The 23,218-nt window shown below is 36.8% G+C and carries 23 protein-coding genes and 1 riboswitch; of the genes, 3 read left to right on the top strand and 20 right to left on the bottom strand.

The features are described from left to right. Position 1: 1 nt before the first annotated feature. Together H3U49_RS05795 and H3U49_RS05790 are read right to left on the bottom strand one after the other, a co-directional pair. Positions 2 to 1,354, bottom strand: coding sequence for a PTS galactitol transporter subunit IIC (locus tag H3U49_RS05795; RefSeq protein WP_198180387.1), 1,353 nt, complete (start codon positions 1,352 to 1,354; stop codon positions 2 to 4). A 14-nt stretch (positions 1,355 to 1,368) separates the two neighbouring features. After that, positions 1,369 to 1,827 (bottom strand): PTS sugar transporter subunit IIA, encoded by a 459-nt coding sequence (locus tag H3U49_RS05790; protein WP_198180385.1) that lies wholly within the window; start codon positions 1,825 to 1,827, stop codon positions 1,369 to 1,371. Positions 1,828 to 2,003: 176 nt separating this feature from the next. Between H3U49_RS05790 and rpe the strand changes: the two genes are divergently transcribed. Further along, positions 2,004 to 2,648, top strand: a complete 645-nt coding sequence (gene rpe, locus H3U49_RS05785) for a ribulose-phosphate 3-epimerase (RefSeq protein WP_198180384.1) — start codon at positions 2,004 to 2,006, stop codon at positions 2,646 to 2,648. A gap of 88 nt (positions 2,649 to 2,736) precedes the next feature. Here rpe and H3U49_RS05780 read toward each other — a convergent pair whose 3' ends face one another. From H3U49_RS05780 to H3U49_RS05760, 5 genes are read right to left on the bottom strand one after another with little or no spacing between them, the layout of a single operon-like run. Further along, positions 2,737 to 3,333, bottom strand: a complete 597-nt coding sequence (locus tag H3U49_RS05780; protein ID WP_338207172.1) for an SIS domain-containing protein — start codon at positions 3,331 to 3,333, stop codon at positions 2,737 to 2,739. 21 nt (positions 3,334 to 3,354) lie between these two features. Next, positions 3,355 to 3,813 (bottom strand): PTS sugar transporter subunit IIA, encoded by a 459-nt coding sequence (locus tag H3U49_RS05775; protein WP_198180382.1) that lies wholly within the window; start codon positions 3,811 to 3,813, stop codon positions 3,355 to 3,357. A gap of 13 nt (positions 3,814 to 3,826) precedes the next feature. After that, positions 3,827 to 4,111, bottom strand: coding sequence for a PTS sugar transporter subunit IIB (locus tag H3U49_RS05770; RefSeq protein WP_045927493.1), 285 nt, complete (start codon positions 4,109 to 4,111; stop codon positions 3,827 to 3,829). A 27-nt stretch (positions 4,112 to 4,138) separates the two neighbouring features. After that, positions 4,139 to 5,488 carry a PTS galactitol transporter subunit IIC gene (locus tag H3U49_RS05765; protein ID WP_198180380.1) on the bottom strand — a complete coding sequence of 450 codons (1,350 nt, stop codon included), beginning with the start codon at positions 5,486 to 5,488 and terminating at the stop codon, positions 4,139 to 4,141. Positions 5,489 to 5,499: 11 nt separating this feature from the next. Beyond that, complete coding sequence (locus H3U49_RS05760; RefSeq protein WP_198180378.1) at positions 5,500 to 6,021, bottom strand: RpiB/LacA/LacB family sugar-phosphate isomerase; 522 nt, start codon at positions 6,019 to 6,021, stop codon at positions 5,500 to 5,502. 189 nt (positions 6,022 to 6,210) lie between these two features. On the opposite strand from H3U49_RS05760, the gene H3U49_RS05755 reads away from it, so the two are divergent. Beyond that, entirely contained in the window at positions 6,211 to 6,981 is a 771-nt protein-coding gene (locus tag H3U49_RS05755) for a DeoR/GlpR family DNA-binding transcription regulator (protein ID WP_198180376.1), read from the top strand. A 151-nt stretch (positions 6,982 to 7,132) separates the two neighbouring features. Continuing rightward, positions 7,133 to 8,326, top strand: coding sequence for a hypothetical protein (locus H3U49_RS05750; protein WP_198180374.1), 1,194 nt, complete (start codon positions 7,133 to 7,135; stop codon positions 8,324 to 8,326). 97 nt (positions 8,327 to 8,423) lie between these two features. Here H3U49_RS05750 and ribH read toward each other — a convergent pair whose 3' ends face one another. The 13 genes from ribH to H3U49_RS05685 form a co-directional block, all read right to left on the bottom strand. Further along, positions 8,424 to 8,897, bottom strand: coding sequence for a 6,7-dimethyl-8-ribityllumazine synthase (ribH, locus tag H3U49_RS05745; RefSeq protein ID WP_034978883.1), 474 nt, complete (start codon positions 8,895 to 8,897; stop codon positions 8,424 to 8,426). 2 nt (positions 8,898 to 8,899) lie between these two features. After that, the gene (ribA, locus tag H3U49_RS05740) at positions 8,900 to 10,126 is read right to left on the bottom strand and encodes a GTP cyclohydrolase II (RefSeq protein WP_305067090.1); all 1,227 of its coding nucleotides are present in this window, start codon (positions 10,124 to 10,126) and stop codon (positions 8,900 to 8,902) included. Between the two features lie 11 nt (positions 10,127 to 10,137). Continuing rightward, positions 10,138 to 10,743, bottom strand: coding sequence for a riboflavin synthase (gene ribE / locus H3U49_RS05735; RefSeq protein ID WP_198180372.1), 606 nt, complete (start codon positions 10,741 to 10,743; stop codon positions 10,138 to 10,140). After that, positions 10,728 to 11,789 carry a bifunctional diaminohydroxyphosphoribosylaminopyrimidine deaminase/5-amino-6-(5-phosphoribosylamino)uracil reductase RibD gene (gene ribD, locus H3U49_RS05730; RefSeq protein WP_338207171.1) on the bottom strand — a complete coding sequence of 354 codons (1,062 nt, stop codon included), beginning with the start codon at positions 11,787 to 11,789 and terminating at the stop codon, positions 10,728 to 10,730. Before ribD ends, ribE begins: the two co-directional genes overlap by 16 nt. Positions 11,790 to 11,909: 120 nt before the next feature. Next, positions 11,910 to 12,043, bottom strand: a riboswitch (FMN riboswitch). Positions 12,044 to 12,150: 107 nt separating this feature from the next. Beyond that, positions 12,151 to 12,345, bottom strand: coding sequence for a hypothetical protein (locus tag H3U49_RS05725; RefSeq protein WP_198180370.1), 195 nt, complete (start codon positions 12,343 to 12,345; stop codon positions 12,151 to 12,153). A gap of 152 nt (positions 12,346 to 12,497) precedes the next feature. After that, complete coding sequence (locus tag H3U49_RS05720; protein WP_198180368.1) at positions 12,498 to 13,244, bottom strand: aspartate/glutamate racemase family protein; 747 nt, start codon at positions 13,242 to 13,244, stop codon at positions 12,498 to 12,500. Positions 13,245 to 13,258: 14 nt separating this feature from the next. Next, the gene (locus tag H3U49_RS05715) at positions 13,259 to 14,830 is read right to left on the bottom strand and encodes a UDP-N-acetylmuramoyl-L-alanyl-D-glutamate--2,6-diaminopimelate ligase (RefSeq protein WP_198180366.1); all 1,572 of its coding nucleotides are present in this window, start codon (positions 14,828 to 14,830) and stop codon (positions 13,259 to 13,261) included. A 44-nt stretch (positions 14,831 to 14,874) separates the two neighbouring features. After that, positions 14,875 to 16,029 carry a cell wall metabolism sensor histidine kinase WalK gene (locus tag H3U49_RS05710; RefSeq protein WP_198180364.1) on the bottom strand — a complete coding sequence of 385 codons (1,155 nt, stop codon included), beginning with the start codon at positions 16,027 to 16,029 and terminating at the stop codon, positions 14,875 to 14,877. Positions 16,030 to 16,033: 4 nt separating this feature from the next. After that, positions 16,034 to 16,720 (bottom strand): response regulator transcription factor, encoded by a 687-nt coding sequence (locus H3U49_RS05705; RefSeq protein ID WP_034978891.1) that lies wholly within the window; start codon positions 16,718 to 16,720, stop codon positions 16,034 to 16,036. A 176-nt stretch (positions 16,721 to 16,896) separates the two neighbouring features. After that, a complete protein-coding gene (locus H3U49_RS05700) occupies positions 16,897 to 17,865 on the bottom strand; it encodes an ABC transporter ATP-binding protein (protein ID WP_198180362.1) in 969 nt (322 codons plus the stop codon). Between the two features lies 1 nt (position 17,866). Further along, the gene (locus tag H3U49_RS05695; RefSeq protein WP_198180360.1) at positions 17,867 to 19,393 is read right to left on the bottom strand and encodes an ABC transporter permease/substrate-binding protein; all 1,527 of its coding nucleotides are present in this window, start codon (positions 19,391 to 19,393) and stop codon (positions 17,867 to 17,869) included. Between the two features lie 198 nt (positions 19,394 to 19,591). Then, complete coding sequence (locus H3U49_RS05690; protein ID WP_370466830.1) at positions 19,592 to 21,463, bottom strand: ABC transporter ATP-binding protein; 1,872 nt, start codon at positions 21,461 to 21,463, stop codon at positions 19,592 to 19,594. Next, entirely contained in the window at positions 21,464 to 23,188 is a 1,725-nt protein-coding gene (locus H3U49_RS05685; protein WP_198180358.1) for an ABC transporter ATP-binding protein, read from the bottom strand. Positions 23,189 to 23,218: the final 30 nt, after the last annotated feature.

Here is a 23,218-nt window from a genome sequence, read left to right as displayed (position 1 = left end):
ATTATTCACCTTTCTCTGCACTTGGACCAGCATTAAATTTCTTAATTACATTTAAGTAGTATAGAAGGCCAAGTAAAACAACTATCAAAACACCCAAACCAATAACACCGAAGTTTTGCGTCATCCAAACGAAAATTGAATTTGTCCATAATCCAGACAGTTCGAACGAAAACGCACCTTTCGTATTAATACTGTAATTGGCCAACTTGAAACTCTTCATTACTAATGGAGAAAGCCAAGTAGACAAATACAGCATTGGTACCGAATAGATGACTGCTCCTATCAAACTTCTGATAATATTGCCTTTAAAAGCACCAACTAATAGAGTAAATACATAAACATAAAGTGTTAAATCTCCTAGAGGCAAAACTTTATTACCAGGTAAAATTGTGGCTAAGAACAGTGAGATTGGAATCATTAAAACACTAATAGCGATCACAGCTGGATGACCAACAGTTAAAGCAGCATCCATACCAATGTTTACTTTTTTACCGTGTAAATGCTTTTTAGTAAACTCTTGGGTTGCTGAAGAAATTGGGGTTAAACTTTCCATGAACATTGAAATCATTTTTGGCATGATCTTCAAAGTTGCGCCCATTTCAACTCCAAGTTGCAAAATACCTGAAACATCAAAGCCAGCTAGTAGTCCGATACCAACTCCTACAATAAAGCCAATAACTAATGGATCACCTAAAACGCCAAACCGTTTTTGAATTTTTTCTGGACTTGCATCTAATTTGCTAAATCCTGGAATTTTATCAAATAACCAGTTTAACGGTACAGCTAAAATTGTGGCTGAAAGAGCCATTGTATGGGTTACAGCAATACCAGGCAAATTGAAAAACTTTTCCGTAATTGGCTGCATCAAGTCTGCTAAAAACAATTCCAGTAGAAAGCCACCAGCTAAAGCAATTATGCCGTATACATAATTACCTGAAACTGCCCATACCAGCAAACCAATAAATGTTGGTTGCCATAAATTCCAAATATCAACATTTAGTGTTCTCGTTAAACCAATCCACACTAAAACCAGATTTATTAAAATAGTTAGTGGAATTGCCAAAACACCTAAAGAACTTGAAAAGGCAAGTGGACCTCCGACTCCACAACCAACATCCATAATACTTAACGACAAATGATATCTTGCAACCATCAATTTAATTGCAGGTTGCAAGTTAGTAGCCATCATGTTAACTACCATGTTCATTCCAATAAAACCAGCACTTAAGGTCAAGCCAGAAATCAGTGCTTTAGATGGTTTTAAACCGACAATGAGACCCAAAATAATGATAATAATTGGTATACCAACTGTTGAGCCTAAGTTTAAGAACCAATGTATGGCCTGTACAAACATTTTTTACCACTCCTTTAATTCAATCCGTATTTCTTCAATATTTGATCTGCTTGATCAATTTCAGATGCTGACATCAACTCTTTAATAGCCGTTTTATTTTGGCAGAAAGTCATTAAATTGCTTAATAACTGCGCCTGTTCATGCGGCTTGCTCATTGCAATCATAAAAACAATGTTAACTTTGACATTGACAGATTTATTCACCATGCTTTTAAATTGAACGGGTTTTTTTAAAGTTGCTAGAGCTATCTGTGAAGTATTGACATATGCCGAATCCGTGTGAGGGATTGCTACTCCAAATCCCTCTTCAAGTTCTAACCCAGTTGGAAAGTCGGTTTCCCGTTTTAAAACATGTTCCAAATAACTATCTTTAATTACATCCCTTTCTTTCAGTGCTTTAGCCATTTTGGTAATTATTTCTGTGCTATCTCGTGCATCAACATCTAGCTTGATTATTCTTTTATCGAAGAACATTCCTTCATCCGCCTTTCTTTATGTCACAATATTAAGCGCTTTATTTAATAAAGGAAAAAGCAATTTTGCACCTCAAGGTGAAAATAAAAAGAGCATAGCTTTCACTCTTACGGGGCAAAAATTATTTTGCAATAAAAGGGCACACTGGTTATAAGTTATATTAAGGAGGAAATAAAATGGTCAAAGTAGCCGTATCTTTACATAGTGGTCCTAAAATCAATCTAGCAAAAACATTAACTTTATTAGAAAAAGGAGGAGCTGATTATTTTCATATTGATGTAATGGATGGTACTTTTGTTTCTGAAATTGATTTTGGCGAAAATCTGGTTAAGGAAATAAGCGATTACTCTTCAGTCCCACTTGATATTCATATGATGGTAAATAACCCAGAGAAATTAATTAACCACTATTGTTGTAAAACTACGAAAGTAATTGGCATACATGTAGAATCAACACAGCATATTCATCGTGCTCTATCATTAATTAAACATGCAGGCAAAAAAAGCGAAGTTATTATTAATCCTGGTACCCCTGTCAATGCCATAACTCCTGTTCTCGATTTCGTTGATCAAGTTATGGTCATGTCAGTTGATCCTGGAACAAGTGGTGCCAAATTTATCCCTAATACTATTAACAAAGTTAAAGAACTGGATAATCTGAGACAAATTAATCATTATCATTATCGAATTGAAGCCGATGGCAGCATTAGCAACCAAAATATTAATGAACTTAAAAAAGCAGGACTTGATATTGCAGTTTCAGGTTCTTACATTTTTAAAGGCGATTTTAAAAAACAAATTCAAACATTAAAAAATATATAAAAAAGCCATTTCCTTAATGGAAATGGTCTTTTTATCCCTTCGACAAGATATTGAGAAATTAAGCGTTTTTTATTTAAAATCTATTTAGCTATTTCATATTTTCTTCTTTAAGTCTTTCACCAACTGCTCCTGACGGATGGTTACCTAAAAACTCTTTTTTATTGAATTTTTCTTTGTTTATCAAAGCTACAGCAATTCCATCAAATAATGAAATAACTGCTAAAGTACTTGATGTTGCTAACATATTAAATTGATCAGCTTCAGATTCAACTTTCACCTTAACAATTAGATTGGAATTACTTGCTATTACTGATGATTCATTCTCCGTAACTGCGACCATGTAAGCTTGCTTATCTTTAATGTTTTTAATAAACGACGTTAATTCTTTGGTGTTTCCGCCCTTAGAAATAAAAATTACTATGTCGTTAGCACTTACAGCACCTAATTCACCGTGAACAGCATCAGATGGATTAAGATAAAAAGCCTTTTGATTAATCACATTCAAAGTATGAACGGCCTTCTTGGCTGCCATAGCAGAAGTACCACACCCTGTTATAAAAATGTTGCCTTTACATTTAACCAATAGGTCACAAAGTTCGGTAACTTTTTGATAGTCAAGAGTATTACTTATGTGTTCTAATTCTTTACTTTCTTTAATTATTACATCTTTTATCGTATTATTCACTATGTTTTGCACCACTCTTATTTAAAAAACCAGTTTTTGTGTCAGAAACTTCTGAATGGAGTTAAGATCACTTTTGCTAATAAAATCTATAAACTTTTCATCCCTAAAAAGTCCCATCAGCTGTCTTAACATATTTAATTGTTGCTCACCCTCAAACAAGGCTAAGTTAAAAACAAATTTACATGAAACCTGTTTTGTTGCATCCGACATCAACCCAAAATTTACGGGCTGTTTAAGTCGTAAAAAACTAATACCGCTTTCTTTAACAAATTTTTGATTTCCATGTGGAATAGCTATACCCATACCATTTTTTAACTCGAGCCCAGTAGGATATTCTTTCTCTCTATCGATACAAGCATCAACATATTGTGGCAGTATCATTTTTTCGTTAATAAACTGCTGACCAGTAACCTTGATAGCATCTTGATAAGAATTTAATGATTCATTTTTAGCTTCCGAAACTAAAATTCTGTTTTTCATAACTCCTCCAATATTAGCTAAGAATGGCTTCTTTTATTTTCTCTAATACTTCTTCTTCTCCAATTCCTGTCAATAAACCAGAACCTACAATGACCGGAGTTTTAATACCTGGACGATCAAGTTTAGTGGACGAAACAATTAGGTCTTTATCATTGCAGAAATCATCAGAACAAGTCATCAAAGAAGCTTTTTCTAAATCTGCAGAAATATGTTGTTCGTCTAAATAATCTTTTAATCCAGCCAACATAATTGATGAAGAAGCAATACCATTTCCACAAACTACTAAAACTTTTTTCATTTTTATTTCTCCTCTAAATTCAAATTATTAAGCAACCTTAGCTCGTTCTACTTTTTTAAGCCAGTAACCTACAAGTACTACAAGCACTGCTATTAAAATAAAGCCGATTATGCCAATGCGAGAAGCTAAAGCAAATAATCCAGTAAATGGGTTAGCTGATGGATCAATAGATGAGTACATTACGCCACTCTTAGCACCAGCACCAAATTTTTGAAAGACTTGGTTTGTAGCTGGAGTCATCCAAGAGGCGATGTATAATCCTCCACCGAATAAAATAATGGATGAAAGCCATGTGCGGATTATATTACCCTTAAATACAGGAACCATTGCTGCTACATAAAATACTAATGATGATAAGTCTCCCATAGGTAATACTTTATTTCCTGGTAGTAAAACTGCCAAAATAACTAAAGCAGGGATCAGTAACAATGCTGGTGCTATAACTGATGGGTCACCAACTATTAGAGCAGTGTCCATGCCAACTGTAATTTGTCTGTCAGGAAACTTCTTAACCATCTTTTTACGTACAGCATTGGACATTGGTACTAAACCTTCCATCATTATTGAAGTCATTTTCGGCAACAAGAGCATAATAGCAGCTAAATACATGCCTAGTTGAACACTATCAATAATTGCATGATAAGGATCATTCCAATTGTATCCAGCTAATCCCAGAAATAAACCAATTATGAAACCAACCATTGTTGGGTCACCGAAAATTCCGAATTTCTTTTGAATGCTTTTTGCCGTTACATTCCAATTTCTAACACCTGGTATATGATTAAACAACCAGTTAAATGGATATGCAAAGAACAGATAAGTATTTGCAACTGGATGAGATATTGACACACCTTCAGGCAAATCATAAAAGTCGTGATTATTTTTCGCACCCAAGTCTGCTCCAATTAGAGCAATCATATGGAAAATTGCTGCTGTTAATAATCCATCAAAAAAACTGCCAGTAAAAGCATACATAATGGCACCCATAGATGCATTTTGATGCAAATTAAAAACATCAACATTTACACAATCCGTTAGCCTCAGTATCAGCATAATTATATTAACGCCTACACATAGTGGGATTACTACTGCACCAACAGGTGAACCAAATCCCATGACCGCCGTTGCTGCACCACCAACGTCAACTGCTGACAGTGAAGAACCTGTTTTTTGAGAAAGACCGGTAATGGCAGGCTGCATTTTATCAAGCATAAAGGAAACAACCATGCTTAATGCAATGAAACCAATACCCACTTTCATGGCAGCTTGTGTCGCTTCCGACCAGCTTCTACCCAACGCTTTCATCAAAAATAGGAAAATTACGGGAATAAATATAAAATTACCAATATCATTGATAAATTGTGTTATCATCGCCATATTTATTACCTCTAGCTTTCTCTTTCAAAGCCCATGTTCCACGCGACAAAATCCGGCTTTTTAAGAAAGCGATCATCATCTGCCCTAGCTTCAAGTAAATTTACCTTAGAATTTTCGCGTGCCTTATCAAAGTCAAAAGGTTCATCTAACCAAGCATCAAGAACCATCTCCATATAAGGAAGGCCATTAACTCTGACCCCTAAACCAATAATTTGTGCGTTTTGGCTCAGTCTTGCTCTTCTAGCTGAATAAGGATTGGTTACTGCCGTAGCCCGAATTCCCCAGTGCTTATTTGCCTGCATTGTGAAACCGATACCAGTTCCACAAATATAAATACCTAATCTACACTTATCTCTTTGTATAAATTCAGCCATTTCATCAGCTAATTTGGCATAAGTATGAATACCATCTTCTTTCTTTTTCACAGGATCAAAGACAACTTCATAGCCTTTTTGTTCAATCAAGTATTTTTTGATCTCTTCTTTTCTTTCGAATCCAACATTGTCACACGCAATCGCTATCTTTTTGTTCAAAATAATTCCTCCTTTAATATATTTACATTTCCAACTAAAACCAATTATATAATTGGTTTTAGTTGTAGTCAATAGTAATTTTTAACTAAATGCCAATAAAAGCCAATTTGCTGTACAGAATATTCATTTAACTAAGTCTTGGTGTAAAATAAATGGAAACTACATTTTTATTAGGAAATGGTGAATGAAATGGCAATTATGGAAGAAAGACGAAAGAAAATTCTTGAAGAGGTGCTAAAAAATGGAACCGTTACAGTTCATGATTTGTCTCAAAAATTTAACGTGTCATATGAAACTATCAGAAAAGATCTGAATTATTTAGCAGAAAAAGACCAACTTGTAAAAAGTCACGGTGGGGCAATTTCAAATCAGAATTCTATTGAAAATCCTTTTACATTAAAAAGAGAAGAAAACATTGATAGGAAACAAAGTATTGCCAAAAAGGCTTTAAGTTTAATACCAAATGGAGCTAGTATTATTTTAGGTACTGGGAGTACAGTTTATGAGTTAGCAAAATTGCTAGTCTTAAGAAACAATTTAAAAATAATTACTGATTTAATACCTGCAGTCAGTTATTTGCAATCTTCAAATAATGAAATATATTTCTTGGGTGGAAAGCTGCGTCCAAAAAGCTCTTCAGTTTACGGGAGTTGGACAGAAGAAGCGCTTGACCAAATTAATGTTGATATTTCTTTCATCGGTAGTGACGGATTTCATGGCTTTTTTGGGCCAACTACACCTTCATATTCTGATTCTGCAATTGAAAGAAAAATGATTTTGCATAGTGAAAAGAGTTATATTTTAGCAGATTCAACAAAATTCGAAAGAAAAAGTCTTTATGAAATTACTGATTGGAAAAATGTTACAGGAGTGATCACTAATAATGACTTAAAAGAGCGATTTATAAAAAGACTAAGTAAACATACGAAAGTTATTTTAGATAGTTTCAGAGATGAATAAGCATTTTTCGAAGAACAGAATGTAAATTAGATTTTGTATATTAAAAAAGACCGTTTTACGCAAACAAAACGGTCTTTTGTGTTACTTTTGATGTCTGCTAAATTGCTACATGTTACGCTTTTCGTTAAATCAAACGAAAGGCGTGGCAAAATTGAATAATAATAACTTTCTCAGCCGTAATCAAATATTATTACCTTTAATCAATTTTTTGACGAATTTTAGCAGCATCTTGGTTGGAATTGGCGGTTCACTAATTATCCGTGAATATTCAGATAATATCATTATTAACGGCTTAATTTCGAGTATCAGTTCGTTAGCACTTATTGTGAGTGTTTTATTTATCGGTTCCAAGCTCGATAACACTGACAAGAGGCGCATGCTTATCCAGATGTACATTTTACTAAGTTTATTTTTATTACTACCCTTTACTTTCCCGCAAAAATACTTTGTACCTTTATACATTATGGTTGACCTTTGTATAACAATGTTTAGCTTAGTAGAAGGGTTATCTTTCACTGGGAATTTAAAGTCACTTTTGACTGATAATGCACTGGAGCGAACTATTAACCTTAATTCCATTGCCGGACTTATTGGTAATATTGCCAGTGTGGCAGTGATGGCAGTTTTAATTTTTACTACCCGCAACTATTTGTCTTTTCTCTTAGTAGCAAGTGGCGGCTTTTTTATAAATATCTTTCTCTCTGTTGCTTTACACCAAAGGCACTTTACTAAAAGCCAAAATGGTTTTAAAACCTTAACTCATCTCATGACAGTTTGGCACAACATAACTGCTAGCAAAGGCTTACGCGCCTCAATTATTGTCGCCATCTTCACTAGTGCTCTCCAAGCAGTATTTAACGGGTTGCTGATCTATTTCTGGAAAGCGATTGATCCTAATTACAGTCACGTTTACTGGCTACTAATTGCAGTAGTCAGCGGACTTTTCTTAGGTGCTATTCTTATTCGCTTTGATAATACATTTTGGCTACTTAGTACTTTAGTATTTATTACCACCCTGGCTTTAGGAATTTTCTTTTTAAACCAAACAATCGTTACTATGAGCGGTATTACCGTACTAATATATGGCGAAACTTTACCAATCGCTAATTGGTGCAATAAAACCAGAATTAAAAGAACCGGTAAAGAGGTCCAGTCTTCGCAATCAAGTTTTTTGCAGTTGGGGAGTGCTCTCTTGAATATCTTTTTTACTGTCGGAGTATCTGCAATTGCCAATGCTTGCCACCAACCAGCTCTTACTTTACTTGCTGCTGGAATTGCCCTTTTACTTGTTTTTATACTTCTAGGCAATAATGTGCAGCGGTACCGCTTAGAAGAGATTAATTAAAAGCATTGAAGTGAAGGTATAAAAAACCACCTCTATTTCTAGAGATGGCTTTTTTCGTTATTAGTGGCGCCCAATAGCGATGATGCACTTAATTAAATTATAATTGTTTAATTTGTTCTTCTATATTTAAAACCTCTAGTACATCCGTGGCACATTCTGCACCTTTATTGCCCGATTTACCACCGGCACGATCCGTAGCTTGTGCCACCGTATCAGTCATTAACACGCCAAACATCACTGGTACTGTGCCATTTGCTGATGCTGCTGCCAGCTGCGACGTAGTGCCTTCACAAACATAGGTAAAGTGAGCAGTTTCGCCCCGAATTACTGCTCCGAGTGCAATGATGCCATCGACTTTGCCACTCTTTGCCAAGCAGTTGACGGTACGAGCAATTTCGAAGGCTCCAGGTACTCTCACAATCACAATATTTTCATCTTTCACGCCCGATTTTTTTAATTGTGACACTGCTCCAGAAAGCAAACGGTCTGTGACCACACCATTAAACTGAGCAACAACAATCCCAATCTTTTTATCTTGTCCTTGAGCAATGTTTCCGTTAATTTCTTTCATAATTAATCCACCTCATTTAAAATATGATTCATTTCATGTTTTTTAGTTGCCAAATATTTTTTATTTTCTTCAGTCATGCCCACTTCAACTGGAATGCGTTCAGTAACTTTAATGCCATAGTTTTCTAATTGCGCTACTTTATCCGGGTTATTAGTCATTAATTTAACTTCGTTAACGCCCTTTTGTCTTAAAATTTCAGCAGCGACATTGTAGCGACGAGCATCAACCGGCAAGCCTAGATGCTGGTTAGCTTCTACCGTATTCATACCCTCATCTTGCAATTTATAGGCTCGTAACTTGTTTTCCAGACCAATTCCCCGACCTTCTTGACGCAAGTATAAAACCGCTCCTGAACCATTTTCTTCAATTTTAGTTAGTGCTTCTGCAAGTTGAGCGCCACAATCACAACGCTTAGAACCAAACACATCTCCCGTTAAGCATTCACTGTGAAGCCGCAATAAAAGGGGCTCACCTTTTTTAATTTCGCCTTTGCTAATTAACAAAGTAGGTTGCTTTTCGGGATGCTTGGTATCTCTAAACCCTTCAAGCTGGAAATGACCGTACTTGGTAGGAAAATCGACCTTAGTAAAAGATTCAATCCTCAAATCTTTGTTTTCCTGATTTTTACGGTACTCAATTAACTCCTCAATGGTCAAATAAGGAATGCCTAGTCCTTCTGCTAAAGCTTTCAAATCTTTACGTCTGGCCATCGTCCCATCTTTTTTAATACACTCACAGATAAAGCCAACAGGAGCAACGCCAGCTAGTCTTGCCAAATCTAAGGCTGCTTCCGTATGACCAGTCCGCTCCAGCACGCCACCTTCTTTAGCTACTAACGGAAAAACATGTCCAGGATGGTAAAAATCAGCCCATTGGCTATTAGGATCTGCCAATTTTTTAATAGTCTTTGCCCGATCAAAAGCTGAAATTCCTGTTGTGGTCTCAGTGGAATCAACACTAAGAGTAAAAGCTGTGCCAAAAGTATCATTCGAACCAGTTTCAATTGGTTTCAACTGCAAACGATCGGCATAAGCTTTGCTCATCGGCACGCATAATAATCCGCGAGCCTTAGTGATCATCATGTTAACCGCCTGTGGCGTGACTTTTTCTGCTAAACCAATCATATCCCCTTCAGACTCGCGTTGCGGTGAATCAGCGACAATAACTAATCCGCCTTTTAGCATATGCTGCAATACTTTATGCATTTTTTCATTCAATTTTTCTGTCATTTTTTCCTCCATTAAAATTCCTTTTTCCAAGCCTGAATCTGCTTAACTGCATAGCGGCCAATCATATCCACTTCAATATTTGCTTTATCGCCTACTTGATAGTGAGCTAAAGTAGTATTTTGGATGGTATAAGGGATTAAACTTACGCCAAAATGATCATTTGCTGCCATCGTGACGGTTAAACTGATGCCGTCAATAGCAATTGATCCTTTTTCAACAATAAAGGGATCATACTTATGTGGCACTGCGAATTCCAATTCAATAGAATTTTCATTTTCAACTCGTTTTACGAGCTCGGCTGTTGTATCAATGTGTCCTGCAACAATATGGCCATCAAGTTTGCCGTTCAGTGATAGTGAGGGTTCCAAATTAACTAAACTGCCTTTTTGCAAATTGCCTAGATTAGTTCTTTTCATTGTTTCTGGCATTACATCAACTGCAAAGTCATTATCGCTCCAATCGGTAACAGTCAAACAAATACCATTAACAGCGATACTTGCTCCTAATGGCAAATCTTTTTGCATCAATTTTGGCGCACAAATACCTAGTCTTGCATGTTGCTCACTAATTTCCAAACGGGTAATCGTACCTGTTGTTTGAATTATTCCTGTAAACATTCTTTTCTCCTCACGCGAATTCTTACATCTTGGTTTAAACTTTTAACATCCAATAATTGGTAGTGACTTATTTCTGTTAAAGCCTGTCCGAACACGGCTGGAAGGGCAGTGCCACCCAAAACGATAGGTGCAACATATGCCACAATTTCATCTACTAAATCTGCTGCTACAAACTGAGCTTGTATATTGCTGCCGCCCTCAACTAACAGCGATTGAATTTCATGTTCAGCTAGCAGCTGTACTACTTTTGCAGGTGTCCATTTGCTAGCAGTATAGCAACACACATTTTCTCTAACCTTTTGAGTTAAATTTGTTTCACTCAGTAACCAAATTTGACCGCGAGTCTTAAACATTTGACTGGTAAAGTCCAACCGATTGGCATCCTTAGTTAACACAATCCTAATAGGTGGATGTGGTAAGTTTTTTATTCTGACAGTTAACAGCGGATTGTCGATGCGTAATGTGTTTGCACCAATTAAAATGGCTTGATTTTGCAGGCGCAATTTTTGTACATCCACTTGAGCCGCATCCCCAGTCAACAGTGTTCTCCTTTTGCCCGCAGCATTAATTTTGCCATCAATAGACATCGCATATTTAAGTGTCACAAAAGGTCTCTTTTGTTGATAAAAAAAGTTATACGCAACATTTAAATTTTCAGTGCCACCAATGACTTCAGTCTGAACGCCATGACTTTCTAAATATTTAATGCCCTTACCTGCTACAATTTGATGAGGATCAACCTGACCGATAACTACTCTTTTGATTCCAGCTTCGGCTACTTTTTTGCAACAAGGTGGCTGTTTGCCATAATGACTGCAAGGCTCTAAAGTGACATACAAAGTTGCTCCTTGCGCCTCTTTAGGATCGGCTAAGTGCGACAGCGTATTCACTTCCGCATGTTCTCTGCCAAATTGATGGTGGTAGCCAGTTGCTAAAACCTGATCATCTTTAACTAAAACCGCACCAACTAAGGGATTTGTCCAAGTCATCCCTTCTGCTTTCACAGCTTCTTGGGCTGCCATTTGCATATAATCCTTATCCTGCACTAATTTCACTTCCTAAGCATTAAAAAACCTCGTTGATTCCATCAACGAGGCTTATTTTATATTCATCAAATAAGATTTCAGCGAAGTTTAATAACGACGCGAGTTTTCTGTTTAATCTTGTTTGTTCTTCTCCCATCCAGACTTTAACTGTCGGTACTAGACTTGCACTAGTTCCACCGCAAAACGCGGGTCACGGACTTCAATTATCAATTGTCACCGTCGGTAAGGAATTACACCCTGCCCCGAAGAAACCGTATTCAACTATTTTTAGTATAATATAGTTATGCCCTATCGGCAATAGCAATTTATTGTTTTATATAATTATATACATGATAAGCTTAAACTTAATCAAAATTATTCCTTAAAACTTCCAATCAGACAAATGGAGAGGGATATTATTGTTTTTACCAAAATATTTTCTAAAAGCAGTGCCAAATGACAAATGATCTTTAAGATGATTGCGATAAGCGTCTCTAATACTAAAAATTACTGTCACTGCTAAATTAGTAGTCACAATTATCAGTATGCCAATAAATATATATAAAAGGTATAGCATTTTGGGTCTCCCTGTTTTTAACTGTATTACTTTTCTAATACACTACTACCTGATGGCAACATTGTCAATACCCTTTTTAAGAAAAATAAATAGACTAACAATCAAATTGATTACTAGTCTATTTTAATTTAATATGTAAAACTTACATTTTATTAATACATATATTTCTCTATGGCTGTTTTCGGATCCATTCCTGCACGAATTTTTAGTTCTAATTCAATTGCCACATCAGCCATGATCACCTGGGGATCAATGACATTATAGGGATGATCTGGCGCTTTTTCCTGAGCTAGCGACAATTCTGTGCAGCCTAGTAGAATTACATTACAACCATATTGCTCATGCATTGTGCGTAATATGCGGTGGTAAAGTTCACCATTCACCACGCCTTTTTCCTTAATGTTGGAATAAATCAGCTCAGTAACCATTGGTTGAATCTCAGGACCACCCAGCTCTACTTCACGACCTACCTGCTTAATTTCGTCTTCGTACAGATGGTCATAAATTGACCCTTCGGTAGCAATTAGACCTATCTTTTTCTCTTCTGGATAATCAGTTATAAATTTATGCACGGCAATGCGCATCATATGCAAAAAAGGAATGTCTGTTAGCTTTACCAGATCATCATAACAATAGTGAGCTGTATTACACGGCATTACAAAAAAATCCGGTTTTAGCTGGGCTTGTTGGAGCACATCCTCACGCAAAGCAGTGAAAAAATTAGGTTTGCTATGATCTTTGATATAAGCCGTGCGATCAGGAACTTGGGCATCATTAACCAAAATATAATTTAAATAGTCCTGATCTTTAGTAATTTTGATGCGGTGATTAATCATGCGAACAAAGCTCTCTGTTGCAATAGTACCCATACCGCCAATAATACTAAAAAAATGTTTCATTAATACCTGCGTTTCTAACTTCTAAAGTGTTCTTTTTGTCCTTCAAGTTCATCAATTGCTTGTTGTGCAACTGTAATATCAGAGGGATAAGGTGTATCTACGCCGCGCACTTTTTGAAAACCGTCCTCACCTTTACCACAGATTAGAACAATATCTCCTTTATTTGACATATTAATAGCATCATATATGGCCTTTTTACGATCCAGTTCTATTGTCACATCAACTTTAGAATGATCAATGCCGGCATCAATCTCCTGGGCAATTTCTTTTGGATCTTCAAATCCCGGATCATCAGTAGTCAAATAGGCTTTATCAGCATAGGCATTTAAACTGTGGCTAAAACCAGGACGGCGAGAAATTCCTTTATCGCCAGGAGCTCCTACAACCACAATAATTTTGGGATTATTAAATTCGCGCTGCATAAAGCCCATAAGTGCCATCATGGAAGCTTCGTTATGTGCATAATCTACAACCACTACACCATGGTCTTTGGTCACTTCTGTCTGCATCCGTCCCGGAACAGTTACTTGACCAATTCCTTTAGCAGCATCGTCATGATCCATTCCGGCCAGTCCGGCTCCAATTACTGCAGCCGTACCGTTTGATTCGTTAAAATCACCCAGCATTTTTAACTGGTAATCACCGGCTATTTTAAGTTGCTTAGCTTTATCACTAACACATAATACCTGGAATTTAGTCTGAGCCATATCAAGTTCCTCGGTTGCAAAACGAAAATCAATGGTCTGTTTTAAGTTAGGATTAGTAAATTTTTCAGCAGCAAATAAGTAGATACTGTCTGGATCAGTAGTAGTCGTAGCAGCAGCATAAACTTCGTCAAAGTGGTCAGTCTGAGCGTTAATAATACACTTGCGCGCATTAACTAATAATTGCAGTTTGCAATGCAAATAATCAGCAAAGTTAGGATGCTCATTAGGGCCAATATGGTCAGGCGTAATGTTTAAGAAAAAGCCTAAGTCATAAGTTAGTCCAAACACCCTGTTTTTCTTATATGCCTGGCTGGAAACTTCCATCACCATGTGCGTCATGCCGTTATCCACAGCTGTTCGCATGTCACGGAACAAGTCAAGGGATTCTGGTGTGGTTAAGCTGGATTTAAAAGTATCATCTTTTTTCTGGCCTACAACTGTGTTGACAGAAGAAATCAGTGCAGTTTTACCACCATTGACTTGATCCAGCATTCCTTTTAGAAAATAAGCAGTAGTGGTTTTACCTTTAGTACCAGTAATAGCAATTAAATATAAATCATCTTGAGGAAAGCGGAAAAAGGCTGCAGATAATAGAGCCATTGCCTTAGAAACATTGCGCACAATCAGTGCATGCATTCCCTTGCCTTCTGGATATGGTTGCTCTGCTACATAACAGTTGGCACCATTTGCTTTGGCCATTGACAAAAATGTAGGACGAAACCCAGCACCTTTACAAAAGAACAGTGTATTGGTTTGAACATCCCGTGAATCATATGACACATATTCCATTTTTGACGGGACGGTGTCCTGAACAGCACTCGATTTAAGCAGATGGTGCTCTTTTAAAATTAAAATACAGGTATTTAAAGAAATACTCATGCTATACTCCTCTATTTATTATCTCAGTCAAAATTATACCACAGCTATGCTGGAGTTTTTTCACTCTTTAGGTTCAAAGGCAGACAAATAATGAAACGGGTCCAATCTTTATCAGATTCACAACGAATCTTGCCGTGATGAAGATCAACAATGCTTTTGGTAATTGACAGACCTAATCCAGTACCACCTGTTTTAGTATTGCGAGAACCTTCAACTCTGTAAAACCGTTCAAATATTTTCTTTAGCGACTCTTCAGGAATTTGGGCACCATTATTTTCTACCCGCAGTTCTACTTCATTGTTGTTAACCAAATTGGCAATTAAATTAATTTGCGTTGCCCCTGTACCATATTTAAGTGCGTTAGTGATGAGATTATTGTATACACGTACCAGCTTTTCTGCATCAGCTTGAATTGTTAAATCTTTGGGTCTTGCTTCTATGTTAAATACTATCCCTTTTTCCTGACCCTCAAATTCAAAACCTGCTGCCACCTGCTCTAACATAGAAAAAATATGTAAAGAGGACAAGTTTAGTTTGGTACTAGTTGATTTTAACGTTGTATACTCAAGCAGATCATGAGCTAATGACTTCATTTGTTCTGCTTTCATATATGCGATATTAAGATATTTTTGTTGATCTGCTGGATCCGACACCCCCGATTTAAGCAAACCTAAATAACCGATAACAGAGGTTAAAGGCGTTCTGATATCATGAGAAACATTACTAATTAGTTCATCTTTAGACTTTTCAATCGCCTTTTCTTCATTAATTGCGGTGACCGTACTATCCACTAATGAGTTAATCGAATCAATTACTTTCTGCAGGTCTGTTTTAACCTTAAAAGAAATTGTATGATCAAAATGTCCTTTGGCAATATAATGCAATTCAGAAATAACGTGTCTTAACTGCATTTGATGATAACGCCGAATTAAGCGCCAATAAAGCACGATCAAATCACCAATACCCATAAAAACGATAAAGGTATTTTGCCAAGACCACAAGTGACGTCCACCAGCAAAAGTAATGGTTCTTTTTAAAAAATAAATACCGTTAACCAGGTTTTTATTTTGTAAAATTGTCAAGTTGATTAAAATAATCACCGATAGGTTTAACAATAACAGCAAGATCACCGTTATAACGCCTTCAGCAAACAACTCGCTTTTTTCAGCAGCTGTCAGCTTGACTCTTTCTTTTTTCATCTAGCTAAGCCTCAACTTTATAGCCTACACCCCAAACTGTTTGAATAACATCTTCGCCGCCTGTAGCCGTTTGAATCTTGTCACGCAAGTGGGAAACATGCACCATAACGGTTTTGGCAGAAACTATCGATTCCTGTTGCCAAACTCGTTCAAAAATTTCATCTGCAGAAAACACGCGATTAGGGTGACTGGCGAGAAGATACAGAATACCGAATTCCAAAGCAGTTAACTGAATATCTTTGCCATCAATCGTTTTTACTTCATGTGAATCACGGTTAATAATAAGCGGCCCAACCTCAAGAATGTCAGGTTCATCATCTTTGACCTGCTTTTGACTGCGACGTAACAGTGAACGAACCCGTGCCATTACCTCTAATGGATTAAACGGCTTTGACACATAGTCATCAGCCCCCGTAATCAAACCCTGGATTTTGTCCATGTCACCAGTTTTGGCAGACACAATAATAATAGGAATGTCTGAATCCTTACGAACTTCCTTAATAACATCAATTCCACTCATATTAGGCATCATGACATCTAAAATCATTAATGCAATATCAGGAGTGGTAGTTAATTTTGTAATTGCTTCTTTGCCGCTGTAGGCAACGACTGGGGTATACCCTTCATTTTTAAGATAAATACTTAACAGTTCGACGATTTCTTTATCGTCGTCAACAACTAAAATTTTCATAGGGCTAATTTCCCTTCTTTTTACTTATTGATTATATTCGTTTTATTTTTATATTCTACTAAATATAGTGTAGCAGAATCTATGTCTAATATTTTAGACAATTTTGTAACAAACTACTAATATTCAAGCATAACTTTATTGTTTTATTAAAAAAGCCGGATTTTCCAGCTTAGTTTCTACTTTAAACTATTAATATTATTCAGATATGTAACCAGCCATTGCCGATCAACAAGGCCTAAAAAGTCCCCACTGGCATTTTGTACCAGCACTTCATTTTGCTCACTTAAAAGAGTTAACAATTTAGCAATTGTGTCCTCGACATTAATTAACGGCATTGCCGCCCGTGAGCCAGATTCAGCCCGTTTAAATTTAGTCAATAAAGCTGCTTGCTTCAAAGTTGTTTCATATAGGTTGCTGCCTATGCTGCCTCTGAAAAAGTCTCGGACAAAGTTATTAGCCGGATGCCGTAAAATTTCTTCTGGCTGATCAACCTGCAGCAATTGGCCATCCTTCATAATACCAATTCTATCAGCTAAATGGAGTGCCTCGTTCATATCATGCGTCACAAACAAAATAGTATTATGCAGTTGCTTATGCAAGTCAACAACTAGTTCTTGTAAATTTGCTCGAGAAAGTGGATCAAGTGCACTAAAAGGTTCATCCATCAACACGATAGGAGGCTTTGATGCAATAGCCCTTAAAATGCCAATTCTTTGTTGTTCACCACCAGACAGTTCCTGGGGATAACGTTGAGCGTATTCTTGCGGATTGAGACCCACTTTTTGCAGCAGTTGGGCTGCCAATTTTTCCAGATTATCGTTTACCCCTTGAATTTCTGGAATGAGAGTAATATTTTGGGCAACGGTCATATTCGGAAAAAGAGCGATTTGTTGCAACACATAACCAATTTGCCAGCGCAATTTTTGCACATCGTATTCTGTAGTAGGCCGTTCATTAATTAAAACCTGGCCAGAATTTGGGTCTTCCAAACGGTTAATCATTTTAACAGATGTTGTTTTCCCACTACCGGAGTTGCCAACTAGGACAAAAAGTTCACCTTGTTGAATATCAAGATTAAGATCGTTTACTACTATTTTACCGGCAAAAGTTTTTTGTACATGTTCAAATTTAATTGCTGAAGCCATCTTATTTCTCCTTAAGTAAATGCTGTTTTACTAAATAATGATGCGCCACTTGGCCTGGATCCATATTTTTGATATTGACCTCATAATTCATTTCCTGCATTTGCTTTTCAGTGATCTTGCCGGCTAATTTATTTAAACTGTGTACCACTTGGGGATGCCGACGTGCAAAGTCGTTACTCATTAAAGGAGCACCCTGATAAATAGGGAAGTTATGTTTGTCATCTTTTAAAATACTTAAGTGATACTGCCGCAATTCACTGTCAGTTGAATAGGCATCAACGATGTTAACCTTATTTTGGTCTATTGCTTGATAGCGCAGAGCCGGCTCCATTGATTTAACTGGGAAATCAATTTTGTATAGTTTCTTAATTCCTTTAAAACCATCTCCACGGTCAATAAATTCTAAAGTCATACCACCCTTTAACTGATTAGTAATATTAGCCAAATCACTGATTTTCTTTAAATGATTTTTGTTTTTAAAAGAGGTTTTGACAGCCAAAGCATAAGTGTTATCGTAGGCCATTGGTCTAAGTAAAGTAAGTTTATCCTGCTTATTCACTAATTCTTTAGCTTTAGCATAAGTTTCTTTTTCAGATAAACCCGTCGTTTTTACCGGAGTTTTAGCAAAAGTCTCTAAAATAGTACCCGTAAATTCCGGATAAATATCGATCTTACCGTTTTTTAATGCACTAAAGAGAAAAGTAGTCTTACCAAAATTAGGTTTCAACGTCACTTGAACGTGCGCATCACCCTGTTCAATTAATTCTTTGTACATATTAATCAAAATTTCGGGTTCAGAGCCTAGCTTACCAGCAACAGTTATCGTCTCTTTTTGATTAGCAACAGTTTCATAAACACCACTGCCTGCCAAAAATAAAACACTGACAGCTAAAACTCCTAAAGCAGTTTTAACTGAAGCATGTTCTAACCACTTGATCAAGGCACTTAAAATAATAGCCAAGGCACCTGAACAAACTGCGCCGATAATTATTAAAGCAGTATTATTACGGTCAATTCCCAGTAGTATAAAACTACCAAGTCCGCCTGCGCCAATTAATGCTGCCATGGTAGCTGTCCCGATAATTAAAACTAAAGCTGTCCTAATACCAGAAATAATTGTGGGCATAGCTAAAGGTAATTCAACTTTGAGCAGCTTTTGCATGCGCGACATGCCGAACGCATCTGCAGCTTCTTCCAGAGCTGGATCAATTTCTGTTAATCCCAAATAGGTATTCTGAAAGATAGGTAATAAAGCATACACTATCAAGGCAATTACCGCAGGAACTGTTCCTATGCCGACAAGGGGTATTAGCAAACCCAGAAGTGCCAAAGAAGGAATAGTTTGTAATATACTGGCAATTTGCAATAAAAATTCTGCTACTTTGGCATGTTTTACAGTCCAAAAAGCTAGTGGCATTGCAATTACCATAGCAATCAGCAGTGAAATTAATGATATCTGTATATGCTGCAGCAATGCAATCCCTAAATCGCCTCGGCGTTCACTTAAAATTTGGATGATTTGATTCATTTGCGTAATTCCTTTTGTCTATGACAATTTTTTAATTATCCTAAATTACATAAAGATTTTTGTTAATAGCTTTAGACCCAGCTAATTTCTTAAACCTTACCATAACACAAACTTGCGTTCTGTAAGTATTTATTGCTTGCAGGTCTTTTTAAGCAAAAAAATTCCCAGCACCATAATGCTGAGAAAATTTTATCAAAATTACTGTATTTCTTTTTTGCCAGTATATAACTCGTAGTAGTAACCCTTTTGCTTTAGAAGCTGCTCATGGTTACCGGCTTCAATAATATGACCATGATCAAGTACTAAAATCAAGTCCGAGTTAACAATTGTGGAAAGACGGTGGGCAATAACAAAACTTGTACGTCCTGCAAGCAGATTATCCATACCAGCCTGCACTAACTTTTCAGTTTGCGTATCAATGCTGGAAGTTGCCTCATCTAAAATCATGACTGGTTCATCAGCGATCATCGCCCGCGCAATACTGAGAAGCTGCATTTGACCCTGAGACAGGTCTCCGCCATTACCATCGATAATGGTTTTGTAGCCTTCGTCCAAGTGATGAATGAATTCATCAGCATGCGACAAATGCGCTGCTTGATACACATCATCATCACTTGCTTCGGTATTACCAAAGCGGATATTATCCATAACTGTACCAGTAAACATGTGTGTGTCCTGCAATACTATTGATAATGACCGCCTTAAATCATCTTTTTTAATTCTATTAATCGGAATACCGTCATAGGTTATAGTACCAGAATTAATTTCGTAGAAGCGATTAATCATATTGGAAATAGTGGTTTTACCCGCTCCGGTTTCACCAACCAGTGCCACTTTCATACCCGGTTTGGCATCAATCGAAATATCATACAAAATTTGTTTATTAGGCGAATAGCCAAAGTTGACATGATCAAAAACAATATGACCATTGACAGTAACTTTCTTCACTGACCCATCTTTTTGCGGTACATTCCAGTGCCAAGCACCCTTTACATCTTCGTCTTTGGTGATAGTTACATCACCATCATCAACTTCAACTGTCTGATCCTCTAAATCGAAAATTCTTTCCGCACCGGCTAAAGCCATTACGATAGAATTTAACTGTTGTGAAATCTGAGCTATCGGCATTGCAAACTGTTTTGATAATTGCAGAAAGGCACCAATAACCCCTAATGAAAGAGGTGCAATATGGTTGATGGCTACCGCACCACCTAAAACTGCAATTAAAACATAAAGCAAGTTGCCCAAGTTACCCATAATTGGAAATAAAATCGTGGCGTAAGTATGAGCCTTGCCAGATGCTACCTGCAAAGAATCGTTATAAGCATTAAAATCTTGCTCAACTTCAGGCTCATGGCTAAAGACTTTAATTACCTTAAGACCATTAAGCATTTCTTCATTATATCCGTTAACTTGTCCTAATTCTTTTTGCTGCAGCTTAAAGTAATGAGCTGAACGTATCGTTAAAAAGCGGACAACGATAATAGAAAGGGCAAAGACTACTAAAGTAAAAATAGTTAGCTGCCAGCTTAAAATCACCATCGCACCCAAAACAAAAATAAGGTTTAAAGCTGAGTTCATAAACTGTGGAATCGATTGAGAAATCATTTGTTGCAACGTATCAATGTCGTTAGTATAACAGCTCATGATGTCGCCATAATCATTTTCATCGAAATAAGAAATTGGCAATTTTTCCATGTGCTCAAACATTTCCATCCGCACTCTGAATTGGACTTTTTGTGCTAAAACTGCCATTAACATTGCAAAAAGATAATTAGAAATGAATCCAATAGCATAACAGCCAAACATTACCGCAATTGCGTGCAAAAGTGGACCAAAATCTGGTCTGGCCTCTTTGGTTAGCGGAATAATGTAAGTATTTATCAAGCGTTCAATAAACAAGGAACCTAAAACATTCGCAGCAGCCGTGAGAATTATGGCAACTGTAGAACTGATAAGCATCCAAGGACTGGTGCTGGCAACTAATTTAAGCAGACGCCACAGTATTGTAGAACGTTTACCAGAGATTTGGTTATTTTGCTTTTCCACTGCTTTATTCAAATTAATCACCTACTTCTTCTGTTCTTCTTGAAACTTGGCAATCGAGCTGTACAAGTCATTGCGCTGCATCAGTTCTTCATGCGTACCAATATCCTGAATTTTACCATCATCCATGACAATTATTCTGTCTGCATCCTTAATGGATACGATCCTCTGCGAAATAATTATTTTAGTGGTATCCGGCATATTTTCTACCAGTGCTTCGCGGATTTGACGCTCAGTTTGTGTATCAACCGCTGAAGTAGAATCATCCAAAATTAAAATCTTAGGCCTCTTTAGCAATGCCCTTGCAATTGTAATTCTTTGCTTTTGGCCACCGGAAACATTAGCCCCGCCTTGTTCAACCATAGTTTCATACTGGTCAGGCATTTCACGAATAAAATCATCTGCATGAGCAATTTTGGCAGCAGCAATAATTTCTTCATCAGTGGCATTTTCGTCACCCCATTTAAGGTTCTCCTTAATGGTTCCTGAAAACAGAACATTATTTTGCAAAACCATCGCCACGTTGTCACGCAGTGTTTTTAAATCATATGATTTTACATTGTGTCCTGATACCCGAACGGCTCCTGAATCCGTATCATAAAGCCGTGGAATCATTGATACTAAGGTTGATTTTGATGACCCGGTTTTCCCAATAATACCAATTGTCTCACCCGGTTTAATGGTTAAATTGATATTGTTTAAAGCCAGGTTCTTATCATCTGGATCATATTTAAAATTAACGTGATCAAAAATTACTTCACCATTGTTTACATGCTTTAAAGGTTTGCGTGGATTTTCAATTGATGGTTTTTCATTGATAACGTCAGCAATTCTGTGACCACTAGCAGCAGAGACAACCAGTTGAGTAAAGATCATTGCCAACATATTCAAACTGCCTAAGACAGAGTTTGAATATGAAAACATTGAAATAAGCTGACCAGTTTGTAAACTGCCACCAACAATTTCTTTGGCCCCAAACCAGCAAATAGCCAGGTTAGAAATATTTAACACTGCCATAACCACAAGTGAGTTCAATGACATGATTTTTTGTGCAGTTGCAAATAGTCTGTAGATAAAGCCGGCAGATTTTTTAAATTTAACTGTTTGTGCTTCTTCTTGCACATAGGTTTTAACTTCACGAATGCCACGAATGTTTTCCCGCACTACTTGGTTCATGCGGTCATAGCCCCTAAAAATCTTAGGAAAATACTTGCTGGCACTTTTAATAATGATACCGAGCAGAATGACAAAAACTGGGGCAATCACTACAAATACCAGTGATAATTGGGGACTGACAATAACAGACATGATTATTGAAACCAATAACATCATTGGCGCTCTGACTGCAATTCTAATTAATATTTGATAAGACATCTGAACGTTATTAACGTCAGTCGTCATTCTCGTAACCAAACTGGCACTAGAAAAATTATCAATATTTTCAAAAGAATAATCTTGCACGTGATAAAACATGTCTTTACGCAAATTAGCTGCAAACCCCGCTGCAGCATGAGCAGAGGCATAGCTGGCACCAGAACCCAAAACAAGTGAAAGAACCGTAAACACCAATAAAACAATACCGCTTTTAGTAATGTAGGGCATGTTCCCTTTCATAATGCCATTATCAATTAAAATACCAACCAAATATGGTATTAACATTTCAATGATAACTTCACCAGTGACAAAGAGTGGCGACAGCAAAGACAGTTTTTTATACTGCCTGATTGACTTACGCAACGTGTTAATCATTAAATACCTCTTTCTAATTTGTTAAAACGT

The sequence above is a fragment of the Lactobacillus sp. W8174 genome, from assembly GCF_016100975.1.
In the GTDB taxonomy this organism is placed as follows: Bacteria; Bacillota; Bacilli; order Lactobacillales; family Lactobacillaceae; genus Lactobacillus; species Lactobacillus juensis.
This window is presented reverse-complemented; position numbering and strand designations above follow the sequence as displayed.

Coding starts and splice junctions, on each gene's coding strand:
- H3U49_RS05770 (WP_045927493.1), bottom strand. CDS start 4,111: ATGAAAAAAGTTTTAGTAGTTTGTGGAAATGGTATTGCTTCTTCATCA.
- ribH (WP_034978883.1), bottom strand. CDS start 8,897: ATGAAAGAAATTAACGGAAACATTGCTCAAGGACAAGATAAAAAGATT.
- H3U49_RS05715 (WP_198180366.1), bottom strand. CDS start 14,830: ATGAGTATTTCTTTAAATACCTGTATTTTAATTTTAAAAGAGCACCAT.
- ribE (WP_198180372.1), bottom strand. CDS start 10,743: ATGTTTACAGGAATAATTCAAACAACAGGTACGATTACCCGTTTGGAA.
- rpe (WP_198180384.1), top strand. CDS start 2,004: ATGGTCAAAGTAGCCGTATCTTTACATAGTGGTCCTAAAATCAATCTA.
- H3U49_RS05705 (WP_034978891.1), bottom strand. CDS start 16,720: ATGAAAATTTTAGTTGTTGACGACGATAAAGAAATCGTCGAACTGTTA.
- H3U49_RS05755 (WP_198180376.1), top strand. CDS start 6,211: ATGGCAATTATGGAAGAAAGACGAAAGAAAATTCTTGAAGAGGTGCTA.
- H3U49_RS05765 (WP_198180380.1), bottom strand. CDS start 5,488: ATGGCGATGATAACACAATTTATCAATGATATTGGTAATTTTATATTT.
- H3U49_RS05685 (WP_198180358.1), bottom strand. CDS start 23,188: ATGATTAACACGTTGCGTAAGTCAATCAGGCAGTATAAAAAACTGTCT.
- H3U49_RS05720 (WP_198180368.1), bottom strand. CDS start 13,244: ATGAAACATTTTTTTAGTATTATTGGCGGTATGGGTACTATTGCAACA.
- H3U49_RS05775 (WP_198180382.1), bottom strand. CDS start 3,813: ATGAAAAACAGAATTTTAGTTTCGGAAGCTAAAAATGAATCATTAAAT.
- H3U49_RS05700 (WP_198180362.1), bottom strand. CDS start 17,865: ATGGCTTCAGCAATTAAATTTGAACATGTACAAAAAACTTTTGCCGGT.
- H3U49_RS05790 (WP_198180385.1), bottom strand. CDS start 1,827: ATGTTCTTCGATAAAAGAATAATCAAGCTAGATGTTGATGCACGAGAT.
- H3U49_RS05795 (WP_198180387.1), bottom strand. CDS start 1,354: ATGTTTGTACAGGCCATACATTGGTTCTTAAACTTAGGCTCAACAGTT.
- H3U49_RS05710 (WP_198180364.1), bottom strand. CDS start 16,029: ATGAAAAAAGAAAGAGTCAAGCTGACAGCTGCTGAAAAAAGCGAGTTG.
- H3U49_RS05725 (WP_198180370.1), bottom strand. CDS start 12,345: ATGCTATACCTTTTATATATATTTATTGGCATACTGATAATTGTGACT.
- H3U49_RS05695 (WP_198180360.1), bottom strand. CDS start 19,393: ATGAATCAAATCATCCAAATTTTAAGTGAACGCCGAGGCGATTTAGGG.
- ribA (WP_305067090.1), bottom strand. CDS start 10,126: ATGACAGAAAAATTGAATGAAAAAATGCATAAAGTATTGCAGCATATG.